Consider the following 11721-nt stretch of genomic DNA (forward strand, 5'->3'; position numbering starts at 1 on the left):
CAGCGCAAAGGCTTTCACGTATGACGAGGCGGATTGATTGGCTATTGCTAAAGAATGGCAGCGACTCAGGCGGATGCTTAGGTAGCCCGTAGATCGCGTTTCAGGAAATCTACGGATCCGCTTTGCGAAATTCGAAATTCTGCGTTTCTACTGAATGGTGGCTCTGGCGATGGACGTTGGGAAAGCGCCAAGCCTCGTCTGGGAAAGGCAAGCTCGGGAGGAGCGAACGAGGGATGTTGAAGACGAAAAGGACTGAAACAAGGGGGAAATGGGTGGTGAGCGAACGGTCGCCGGAATGTCGCGTCTTGCTGCTGACGGAGTCGAAGGGAAAGGGCTCCGAGCTGTTCGAGGCCTTGGCGACTCGCAAGGCTGGCTCGAAGTTCAGCCTGCGTCGCTGCGGGGACGTGAGCTCCGCCTTCGAGGCGCTGGAGAGCGGCGGCTACGACATATTGCTGCTCGATCTGGGCCAAGCCGATTCTCTTAACGTCTCCGCTCTGGTCGAGATGCGTGACCGCTGCCATTGCCCGATCGTGGTGCTGAGCGACTCCAACGACGAGCAGGTCGCGGCCTTGGCCATGCAGAACGGAGCCCAGGACTTTCTGGGAAAGGACATTCTCAACAGCGATCTGCTGGAGCGAACGATGCATCATTCCATCGAGCGGCACCGCATGTTGGCCGAGTTGGAGGCGGCCAAGCGAAAGGCCGAAGCGGCCAGCAAAGCGAAGAGCGATTTTCTCGCGGTGATGAGCCACGAGTTTCGCACCCCCATGAACGGCATTCTGGGAGGCATCAATCTGCTGCGCAACTTCAACTCCGATCCGCAAGCGATCGAGTTGCTCAACATGATGCGCCAGTGCGCGGAGAGCCAGTTGGATCTGATCAGCGACGTGCTCGATATCAGTCGGATCGAGGCGGGCAGCGTGCAGTTGACTTTCGAGCGGTTCAGCCCGCGCGATCTGATCGCCTCGGTCCTCTCCGCGGTGGCCTTCGACGCGAGGGAGAAGGGGGTTCGGCTGGCGGTCGATATCGATCCCAAGCTGCCGCGCGAGCTCGTTTCCGACGCCAGGCGGGTGCGTCAGGTGATGATGAATCTGGTGGGAAACGCCATGAAGTTCACCGAGCAGGGGGAGGTGAGAATCTGCGCCCGCAAGCTCAACGACCGCCTGATCGAATTTCGGGTGATAGACACCGGGATCGGCATCGCTTCGCAGGCCCTAGACTCCATTTTCGAGACCTTCACTCAGGTCGACTCCTCCTACAGTCGCCGCTATCAGGGCACAGGGCTGGGTTTGGCCATCTGCAAGCGCCTGGTGAAGCTGCTCGGAGGCGCGATTCGGGTGGAAAGCAAGGTCGGCGTCGGCTCGGACTTCCGTTTCACCATCGCTTGCGGCGAGCGGGAGGAGCTGCTCGGAAGCGAGGCCTGGCCACAGGACCCTACGGATCCCGGTTTCGCAGAGCGCTTCCCCCTGTCCATCCTGGTGGTGGAGGACAACGAGCTGGTGCGCACCTTTCTCATGGCGACTTTTGAAAAGCTCGGGTACGTGGCGCGACAGGCCGAGAGCGGAGCCCAAGCCCTGTCCCTGTCGGACGAGCAAGCCTTTGACGCGATCTTCATGGACGTGCGCATGCCGGACTTGGACGGATTCGAGACCGCTGAAATGATTCGGGACAAGCAGCTGGATTCGGGAAAGCCTCGGCCCTACGTCGCCGCTATCACCGCTTCGGTCACCGGCGATGTCGAGCGCCGTTGCGAGGAGGCCGGATTTTCCGCCCTTCTGGCCAAACCGATCGAAATAGAGGATCTTCGAGCCTTGCTCAGAGCCGCCTACCAGCAGACGCAGGGTTAAAGGCTTTGCGTTTCGAATGGGGTAAATTTCTGCCCGCCCGCGAAAGGCGTTTTTCGAGGGTGGCGTCTCGCAGCCCCTTTGCTCGCCGATCGTCCCGCCCTTATTCGTCGCTCTCGCCCTTGCTTCTTAGCCAATCCCATAGGTTGGCCAGATCGGGGTCGTCCACCGCTTCGGATTCGAAGCCCTCGTCCAGAGCGATGGCTTTGTCCAAATGCGAGGAAGCGACTTCGAGCTCGCCGAGCAAGGAGCAATAGCATGCGAGGTTGAACCAGAGCACGGCGCATTTGGGATGCGAGCGGAGGCCGATCTGGGCGACGCGCTTCGCTTCCTGGTTTCGGTCCATCTCCCGCAGGGCGTAGGCCCAGTGAACCCAGCCCACCACTTGCTTGGGATCGAGCTCGCACAGCTTCTCGCTCACCGCCTCCAGCAACTCCCAGTTTGCCATCTCCAGATAAAGACGCGAGCGCATGGCGAGCACGCTGGGGGACAGGCGATCGGAATCGTCGATCGCGTCCAGCTCATGGCTAGCTTCCTCGATCATGCCAAGATCGAGGTATCCGTTTGCGTAGGACAGCCTGTTGTTGGTGGGAATCATCGCTCGATGAAGTCGCTCCCTGCACGCGAACCGGTGCTCGGTGGCTTGTCAACACTAGGGCTCGCTTGTGGCGATCCGTAGATCCCTTCGAGGCGTGGTGAGTAGAACACCTTATGTCGCGTGGCTCATGGTCGGAGGCGTCACGGGGAATAGCAGGGAAACGCCTGCTGAAACGCTAGGGGCTTCTGGTAAATTGCAGATTTCGATACGAGAAAGATGGCGCCAGTCGATGTTATGGTGGATATTAGAACCCCCACTCAACATAATCGATGAAACGTGACAATTTCTTCCGGAATCCTTGCGCTCGACTGCTCGGCAGCGTGTTCGCGGCCCTCAGCTTAATCGTTTTCCTCGGCGCCGCTCCGGCGAATCTCGTCGAGTTTCGCATCGATTCCAACCGCGACTTCAAGCGGGTGGAAAAGGCCATGAACGCTAGCGACGCCGCGGCGGTGCTGGTCACGATCGCCGCCGGAGAGTACAAGCTAAAGGACAGCTTTCACATCAATCGCTCGAACGTGGCGCTGAAAGGCGAGGGGCAGGTCACCCTGCGCTTGGCCAATGGTGCGCAGCGTCCGGTCGTGGCGGTGGGGTCGCAGCGCGATTACCCGCTCGACGAGGAACGTATCCACGGCATTCGCATATCCGATTTGTCGATCGACGGGAATCGGGAAAAGCAGCGCAGCGAGTATGACCGTAAGCTTCCGTGGATACGCAACAACGGCATCGACGTGCGAGTGGTGACGGATCTGGTGGTCGAGCGCGTCACCAGCAACAGCAACCGCTCGGGCGGTCTGGTCATCAGCTGGCGTTGCCGCGATATCCTGGTGCGCGACTGCGTATTCGAAGACAACTACTTTGACGGCGTGGCCTACTACGACAGCGCCAAGGTTTTCACGGTGGACTGCGTGATGCGAAACAATCTGGGCGCAGGCATCAGCTTGGACAACGCCTTCGTCGACTCGCTCTTCATGGGCTGCGAGCTGCTGGGCAATCACGACGTCGGCGTCTTCGCTCGTCACAGCGAGCGCCTGGTTTTCTTCCAGTGCCGCATCGAGGACTCGGGCAACTGGGCGTTTTTCCTCGCCCACGACGAAAATGAACGCGGCGTATTCGATACGGACATCGCTTCGTGCAGCCTCGCTCGCAACAACGGCGGCGTGCGCATTGGATCGGTCACCGAACAGCAGTCGTCGCGAAACCGCCTCCTCTTGGCGCGCTTCGAGGCGAACGATGCCTCTGGACGAAAAGATGTTTCCACCGCGGGTTCGACTTTGCGGTTGGTAAACGAGGCCTGGAGTTCCACTGGCGAAGCCGAGTTGGCGGTCGACGACGTGACGCGGGACCCGGTTTACGATCGCGTCTATCAAGCGATCTCGAGCTTTCATGAGCTCAGCGGCGGTTGAGTTGCTCTAGGCCGCCGATGCGGGTAGCGTTTTTTTTCCCAACGCCGTTCTCGCTTGTTTTCTCGAGGAGTTGCCTGAAGCGGCGGACGTCGCGAAGGAAGCGTTCGCTTTTTGCCCAGCGTTTCGTTTCAGTCTTGGAAAATGAGCGCACCGAATCCTAAACAGTCGCAGTCGTGCGAATACGCGGATAAATCCTGCCCCTGCGGAACTGAAACGCCGTACGCGTCGTGCTGCGGTCCTTATCACCAGGGTAGCGCCTCGCCGGAAACCGCGGAGCAGCTCATGCGCTCGCGCTACAGCGCCTTCGCCTTGCGAAAGGTGGACTACCTGTTCGAGACGACCTTCCCCTCATCGCGCGGGGCTCACCTGCGTCAGGAGCTTGCTGAAGGTATCGATGATCCCGTTTGGACTTCGCTGAGCGTGCTGTCCACTAGCCAGGGGCGAAAGGGCGACAAGCAAGGCAAAGTGGAATTCGTCGCCCACTACCTGCTCGATGGCAAGCCCTGCGCCATGCACGAACGTTCGCGCTTCAAGCGCTATCAAGGCGCATGGAAATATGTCGATGGTGAGGACCTCTGAACGGGCAGCCGGGGGGCAAGGGCAACGGCGCTTGATCCGAGTCGACCGGCTCAAAACTCGCTTCTGACCAGCCTGAAGAAGCGACGGTCGGAGCTATCCAATCTGACTTCCCAGGCGTCTCCCACTCGGGTGGGCGTTTCCGGAACCGTTTCCCAGATCTCCGCCTTTGGCGTGGTCGCCTGTTGCAGCCATTGTTGTCGGGTGGCGCAGTCTGGCCAGGAGATCGAGAGCGCGCTTCCTCCGAAGGCGATTTCGGGAGCGGGTAGAAAGCTTCGCGAGTCGAGCGGGTTTGTATCCGAAAGATACTCCTGTCTTTCGTCGAATCCATCGCCATCCGTGTCGGAAAGGGTGGTGGTCAGGAAATGCTCTTGAAGCCACCAGTTCGGAGTGCCGTCCGACGCTCTGCCTGGTTCGCGTGGAGTCAGGGTGACTGTCGTATCAGTGTATTCGATTTTGAATACATAGAAGAGGTCTGGAGACTCGAAGAGCATGTCGTGCGGGTTTGCGAATCTCCCCTCGATCCCAGACGCTTCGAGCACGGTTAAGGTGTCGTCAATCGCGAGACCCGCTCGAGGGCTGATGTGAAGCGTCAGTTGGCCGCTCAGAGTGGCGATGCCATCGATCTCGTCGGATTCGTAGTGGAAGGCCACGGGAGCGCTTCCCGCTTGCAGCGCCCCGGCGAGGACGGACTCATGGTCTACCGGCAGTTGATGGAAATCGTCTCGTATCCAAGGTATGGATTCGGTGAGAAGACTCTGCTCGATCGTTGGCTCCGGCGCGTGAAAGCCGTTCAGGTCCGCTAGTTCGAGGCTGTGGAAGGCGTCGTTTTCGACTTCCGGCCGCTCGAGCCAGGCTGAGGGCGAGAGGAATTCGCCAGCGATGCGGAATGGCATGCCGGACGCGGGGGTCTGCCATCGGTTTCCGTGAAATGAGACGTTCGCCAGCGGTTCGTCGGCGACGATGAAATTCGGATCCCAGCTTTGGATCGATTGTCCCGCGAAGTTCGGCGCTACGATGAGATTGTTGGCGATGGTGTAGCGTTCGGTTTCCGCCGGGTTGCCTGAGATGTTCAGGAATTCGCCCGCGGTTCCCTCGTAAATGACGGTGTTGTGGGTGATCCAGACGCTGCCGACGCGATTGTCGTAGCCGTCGACGCCTGCTCCGGGCTGCTCCATCCGGATCCCGTTTTGTTCGCCTAAAAAGAGGTTGGCGCGTATGTGTACGTCGTCCGAGTCGGGCATGATGCGAATGGTCGGAAAGTAGTGATACGCCGCCCGTGTGAAGCGGTTGCGAGCGATCACCGCGTTTCTCCAGGCTGAAATGCCAAGGTGCGTCTCGTACCCGACGAACACGGCGTTGTTGAGATCGTTGTCGCCGAGGTAGGCGTAGCGCCCGTCCACTAGATCGACGGCGAAACCTGCCGCTTGTCCTTCCGATTCGCGCCGTTGCAGATGCGCGGAGTTGGTTTCGAATCGATTGAACAGGACGAATATTCTCTCCCCGAAAAGTCGTGCTGAATGTCCCGCGTAGGTGCCCTCGGTCTCGTTGTCCAAGAGCGTGATATTGTAGCCAGATCCATACAACAGGTAGCGACCTACTAGTCCCGCGGTGTTTCCCTGCATGAGGTACCCGGAGGGGCGCACGCCAGTGACGTGGTCCGAGGTCAATTGAGTGGAGAATCCGACGTTTCCAAAATGGCACCTGCGCACCGTGATGTTTTGAGTCGTTTCGCCAGTGGTAGCCACGCCTTTGAAAAGATCGGCGTCTTCGGGCCATTGCGGGGTCGAGGGTGAGGAGAAGACTAGGTCCTGCACCGTGATCCCTTGGGATTCGTCGATGCTGATAGCGGTGGGAGCGCTCTCGCTGATGAGGTCCGGTCCGTAGAGGACGGGACGATCGCCCTCGCCGTAGGCCCCAATAAGCACGTTTTGCAGTCCCACGAGCGAGAGCTGGGACAGGGAAAAGTCGTGTTGCTGACCTCTGTGAAATAGGATCGCTTGGTCGCTTGTGAGGAGTTCTTGGATACGGGCGGGACTTCTCACTGGAGCGCTGAAGCTCAAGCCATCGTTTCCATCGTCGCCCTCTGCGGAAACGTAAATGCGCTGGCGGTTGTCTCCCATCACCGTGACTTGGCGTGTGGCGATCGCCGTCTGGCCATCGTCCTGAGTCACGTTCAGAGTGATGGTGTAAACGCCAGGTGTATCAAAGGTATGAGCGCCACCCCAGCTAAGCAAGGTGTTGAAGTCGGCGCCTGAATCTCCGAAGTCCCAAGAGAAGCGAGTCGTCTCTATGGTGCCGCTATCGAGGATCGAATCCAGTCCGTGAACATGGATGGTGAAAGGGGCGGTGCCGACGGCTGTTTGGTTTTCTTCAAATCCGACGAGGCTTGCGATCGGAGTAGGACGCGCTTCGAGCGCGGGTACGAAGAGGGCGAAACTCAGCAATAGAGAAACGGAGCGAAACATGCCTCATCTATCGGCCTTCTCTTTTTCCGAGTGAGGACGAGATTTGAGGAGAAATAGGCTTTCGCGTAAAAATGCCATCAAGTTTTTCAAGCGTTTCGTTCGCTTTCGTATCCTGTTCTTGGACGAGCGTTTTGCCTGTGTCGGGACGTGAACTCTCAGAGGGTGATAGGAAGTTCGCTGGCTTGCTTTCGTACATGCAGGAGGGCGAGAAACTGCTGAGCATGGCTGGGATCGGTGAGCGGGATCGTTCCGGTTCGGATTCGATCGGGATGCGCTTGCGATTTGACGGTCGGATGTTCGGTTTCGAGGGATCTGGCGTAGTCGATCAAACCCTTCGCTCCGCTCTTTTTGAGCTGGGTCCGTGTGACGATTTGAAAAAGCCCGGCGGAGTTGGGTGCGATGTGCCGACCGGCTTCCAGAGCGATGCGTCCCATGGTGACTCGCGGATTCACTTCCACTACGCTTTTAAGCCTCAACCGCCCGTCGTGTTCCCGATAGACGAAGGCGTCTATTCCGATAGGACCTTGGAAATTCGCGGAAATCAGTTCATCGGAAAGGAGGGGATTGAGCGACGCCTCATACCATTGGTAGACCCTTGGTTTGCCACGCTCTCGCTGCATGAGGAAGCGAACGATCTCCTTGTCGAGCCCATGGGTAAAGGCGTTCAGGACGATGCCTTGGAACTGTCCACGCGCATTGTTTATCAGTCGAGTGAAGCCCACCGTGTCGAGTCTGCTTCCTCGCATTTCGAGTTGTAACGAGAAATCGAATACGCGATCGAGCCACGGCTCGACCACGAGGGATCCTTGTTCGGCGAGCGTGTTCTCCAGCCAATTACCTGTCGACTGAGGGATAGGTTCGCCACAGGCGAGCCGTCGCATAGCATTGGCTGCGGTTCCGAACGGGGCTTTGCAGACCAGATCGCGATAGCCTTGGCATTGCAACTGTTCCCATCGGTCCTCGACTTCCTCAAGCGAGAATACCGTATGCCCGTAGACTTCGCAAGGGGCTAGCCAATCAAGCGCGGTTTCCCTCGAGGCGAGAGAGCGTCCCCACTCGCTGCTCCACGATTTCGAGTACAGTCTGCGAAGGGCCTCCGTCCAACACGAGTCAACTTCTACGGGGCGGGAGAGCGCGGGGAACGTTGGCGTCAAAAAGGAGATGCTATCCGGAGCCCAGGCCCATGGGCGGAGAACTCCGAGCTTGCGATCAAGCGCGGGAGCACGGAGCGGAGACTTGCTTGTATCGACTATTTGGATCTCTGGCAGTGTGAAACCCAAGTCTTGGAGCCTTTGCAGAAACGCGACGCTAGGCTGGGCGCTTGTGATCAGAAGATCGTCTTGGCGGGCCAAATAAGCCGGTAGAAATTCGAGGTCTCTCTGCACACTCGATAGCTCCACCTCTGACGGAGTTCCTTGGTCCGCTGCGGCGTAGCGTTCCGCGTCAGGGTTAAACCAATACACGTCCGGAGTGCGGCCACGCGATTGGTTAAAGACTTGCATCTCGCGAATGAAACACGGATCGAATCCGACTTCGCGGCGCCCGTCCGCGTTGAAAGGGTTGCCCTTGGCTCGTGACGGAGACAGGGGAAAAACGAGACGTTCGCGGTAGGCCTCCCAATCGCTCTTGCCTGCCGCTTTCCATTTGCGAAACCATTTGAGGCCGAAGCCCACGTGATCGATCTCGTCGCGGTAGATGCGGTCGAGAATGTTGGCGGTGGCCTTGTCGCCCACTTGGTCGAAGATCCGTCCGTACTCGCGCGAGTAGTCCAGATTCGCTTGCTCGAAGGTCAGCGAAAGGCGCGTCACGTAGTCGAGTGGATCCTCCATGCTGGAGACGCTCTTCCAGAAGTAGTCGCTAAGCGGCAGCTCCCCGAACTCCACGCCGCATTGCTTCATGCGGTGCATGTAGATGCGGGTGTGGATCTGCTCGTCCTTCAGCGTTTCCAAGAGTCCGCGGCGGAAGCTGGCAGGGGCGTCGGGAAACTTCAGGATAGCCAGAGCCATGAGCTCAGTGGCCAGCAGCTCATGGTTTCCAAAGAAGTGCAGCAGACGGCCTCGTTCGCGCTCGTCGACGAGTTTCGCCTGGCTGGGATGGTTCGCTTTCACCCCGTCTTCCCGCAACGCGAGGTGGGAAGGCCGGGTGAGCTCGCCCGGCGTCTTGATGGCAGCCCCCGGCTTGGTGTCGATGATCTCCTCCCGCGGAAAGCTGAGCTTTTCCTCGATGGTGGTGCCGAAGAGCACCTGTTTCGCGAACTCCTGTAGTTGAACTGGCATCGAAAAGGGGGCCCGATACAAGACCCCGAAGCGATCATGCCGCAAGGTTCGATTTGAATGGCCCAAGGCTAGGAGAGCCCTGAGGAACAATCTTGATTTTTAGCGATCTAGTGTCAGGTTGCTCGATTCCTGTTCTTTGACTCTCAGTCAAGACGCCGCTCACGCGGCAAACCAAATTTCAAATCCGAATTCAAGATTCGCCATTTTGAATTCATCATTCGCGAGCCACGCTCGCTCATGGGGGTGTTCCGGATTCGACCTTAAGTTGGAGCGTCTGGCTGCATGCCGAGGATGATGGTTGGCCTCGTAAAACTCTCCATCAAAAACACAAATGGCACACATGAAGAAATGCCTCTAGCTGCTTAATAATGCGGCTACGTCCCACTGCTGATACTCGCTAGGCAGCTCGGGGCGACGACTAGCGAGCATAGCCGAGAACGGGCGCCTCTTGCGCCTCGGCCGTACTTCATCGAGAGGCTGGCCTCGAAGGTAGCGCGGTTTCGTCGCGACCCAGAGGCGAGATCAAAAACGAGAACAAGCATGTAGACGCCTTATGTGAAGGTTTAGGGGACGCGGGTTCGACTCCCGCCACCTCCACCACTGTTTATGCGGCTTAGAGCCGTTTTCGCTTAACTTCGCATTTAAAACGTGCAAAGTAAGCCTCCTCATGGGCAGAAAAAGGAAGTTCCACGTCAAGGAGATCGTGCATCCTAACGGCGAGAAAAGCTACGAAGCCTATGGTCGAGTCGGCAACGCAAAAGAACCAACTCGCAAGCGCTTCGGGACATGGGGGAAGGCGAACGCCTTCAAGGACGTTCTCGAAGCTCGTCACCGTGATGCGATGGGAAGCCGCAAAGCGGTCTACACCACGCTCACCGACCCCGAGGTAGCCGACGCGGAGTCCGCTATCAAGGAGCTGCGATCTCACGTTTCCGACAAGTCGCTTTCCTGGGCTGTCCACAAACTCTTCGAGTCTTACAATCCTAACATCGTGGAGAAGGACCTGATCTCGGCGGTTCGCGAGTTCAAGGCGGCAAAGATGGGCTTGAGCAAAAGGCAATATCGAGACTACGCCAACTTGCTGGATGGCCTGTTGGATTCCTTTGAGGAAAAAAGGCGGACGAGCGTGAAAGTCCACCAAGTCACAACGAAGGACATTCAAGCGTTTCTCGCTACTCGAGAGCTCAAGGAGGCCAAGAGCAGAAACAACGTGATATCGAACTTGGGTGCCTTTTTTCGCTGGGCAGCGTATACAGAAAGGAAATACATTTCAAAGCACGCGATACCGACGGATGATGTTGAGCGTGCAAAAACGAAGAAACCACGCAGGGAAATCATCACGGCTGAACAGGCAGCCGAATTGATGGAGTACGCGGAAAACTTTCGCGGCGGTGTTTTAGTCAACTTCATCGCCACAGCTCTCTTCGGTGGAATCAGGCCAGATGTCGACGGTGAGCTTGCTGATGAGGGACTCGACCCGAAAGTTGAAGAATTGTTTTCGGTAGAGCGTGGCACCATTGAGGTGACCGAACAGAATTCGAAAACAGGTTCATTTCGAGATGTTGTCATCCAACCGGCTCTCCGCTCGTTTTTTGAAACGTACCCGATGAGCAAATACCCGATCGTGCCACGAGTTCCGCCGGCGTCGAACGCAAAGGATAGAAGATCATACCTTCGATACCTGCTAAAGAAATTTCGGGAGGGGTGCCCGGTCAAAGTGCCGCACGACGGTCTGCGTCACAGCTATTGCAGTTATCACGTCAAAATCTCCGGATCGATTGCCGAGACCGCTTTGCAGGCAGGCGATAGCGAGGCTACCATCCGCAAACACTACATGCGCCGCGTATCAGATACTCAAGCCGATCTGTTTTGGGCGATCCGTCCCGTCAAGATGCCTGCCTAGCGTACAGCTCGGCCATCGACTCAACCCGTTGGACCTTGTTTTCATATTGTTCGATTTCGAAAGGGTCGACTAAGATCATCCCTTTGAGCCTGTAGTGCGGTATCGATCTATTCCGGATCTCGCGATAGCGTGCTTGGTAGTGGGCATCCTCGGTTTTTGCGTCAGCATTGAGACCAACTTCTTTCCGGGCCAAATCTCTCAACCCGATGTACGGAAACTCTCCCACCTGACTGTCTCGCAATCTAAGTTGATCGAGTAGCCAGCTTGGCAGCTTACCGTCAGCTAGCTCTACCCGGTTGTGCTTCCGAATGTGCTGGACCATTTCAATCGGGTCGACGACCTTTCGGGGGCCGTCTAAGTAATATGGTATGTAACGCCCTGCGACGAGCGTATCCACTGTTTTGCGCGACCAGCCTGTCCATCGCTGTATTTCCGCGATGGATACCCTGCGGGAATTTTCTCCCGAACCGAACTGGACGCTAGCCTTGATTCCATCTATATGATGACTGCTAGGGTTTAGCAAAACGGAAGTTGGATGCCGTCTCGATCAGGGTACGACGGTCCACGCTGCTATCCTTCGGATTCTCCAGAGGCTCGCTTCGGTCAGGGTTTCAGCGATCGGAACGGACGAAGAGGGCGGGTTGGCTGCCTCT

General features: G+C 57.6%; 7 protein-coding genes and 1 other RNA gene. 5 read left to right on the forward strand and 3 right to left on the reverse strand.

Going from position 1 to position 11721, the window contains the following annotated elements:
- The first annotated feature begins 233 nt into the window (after nucleotides 1-233).
- Nucleotides 234-1847 (forward strand): response regulator, encoded by a 1614-nt coding sequence (locus QEH54_RS06640; protein ID WP_309017864.1) that lies wholly within the window; start codon nucleotides 234-236, stop codon nucleotides 1845-1847.
- A 100-nt stretch (nucleotides 1848-1947) separates the two neighbouring features.
- Here the strand turns inward: QEH54_RS06640 and QEH54_RS06645 are convergent, their stop codons facing one another.
- Nucleotides 1948-2442, reverse strand: coding sequence for a hypothetical protein (locus QEH54_RS06645; RefSeq protein WP_309017865.1), 495 nt, complete (start codon nucleotides 2440-2442; stop codon nucleotides 1948-1950).
- Between the two features lie 269 nt (nucleotides 2443-2711).
- On the opposite strand from QEH54_RS06645, the gene QEH54_RS06650 reads away from it, so the two are divergent.
- Both QEH54_RS06650 and QEH54_RS06655 read left to right on the forward strand, forming a co-directional pair.
- Nucleotides 2712-3845 carry a right-handed parallel beta-helix repeat-containing protein gene (locus QEH54_RS06650; protein WP_309017866.1) on the forward strand — a complete coding sequence of 378 codons (1134 nt, stop codon included), beginning with the start codon at nucleotides 2712-2714 and terminating at the stop codon, nucleotides 3843-3845.
- 141 nt (nucleotides 3846-3986) lie between these two features.
- Nucleotides 3987-4424: a YchJ family metal-binding protein gene (locus QEH54_RS06655; RefSeq protein ID WP_309017867.1), complete on the forward strand. Its 438-nt coding sequence runs from the start codon at nucleotides 3987-3989 to the stop codon at nucleotides 4422-4424.
- A 50-nt stretch (nucleotides 4425-4474) separates the two neighbouring features.
- Here the strand turns inward: QEH54_RS06655 and QEH54_RS06660 are convergent, their stop codons facing one another.
- A complete protein-coding gene (locus QEH54_RS06660; RefSeq protein ID WP_309017868.1) occupies nucleotides 4475-6889 on the reverse strand; it encodes a PKD domain-containing protein in 2415 nt (804 codons plus the stop codon).
- Between the two features lie 155 nt (nucleotides 6890-7044).
- Entirely contained in the window at nucleotides 7045-9165 is a 2121-nt protein-coding gene (locus QEH54_RS06665) for a DUF455 family protein (protein WP_309017869.1), read from the reverse strand.
- A 239-nt stretch (nucleotides 9166-9404) separates the two neighbouring features.
- Here QEH54_RS06665 and ssrA point away from each other — a divergent pair.
- Together ssrA and QEH54_RS06675 are read left to right on the forward strand one after the other, a co-directional pair.
- Nucleotides 9405-9765: a transfer-messenger RNA gene (gene ssrA, locus QEH54_RS06670) on the forward strand.
- Between the two features lie 67 nt (nucleotides 9766-9832).
- Nucleotides 9833-11068: a site-specific integrase gene (locus QEH54_RS06675; RefSeq protein WP_309017870.1), complete on the forward strand. Its 1236-nt coding sequence runs from the start codon at nucleotides 9833-9835 to the stop codon at nucleotides 11066-11068.
- The last annotated feature ends 653 nt before the right edge of the window (nucleotides 11069-11721 follow it).

It is taken from the genome of Pelagicoccus sp. SDUM812003 (assembly GCF_031127815.1).
Lineage (GTDB): Bacteria > Verrucomicrobiota > Verrucomicrobiia > Opitutales > Opitutaceae > Pelagicoccus.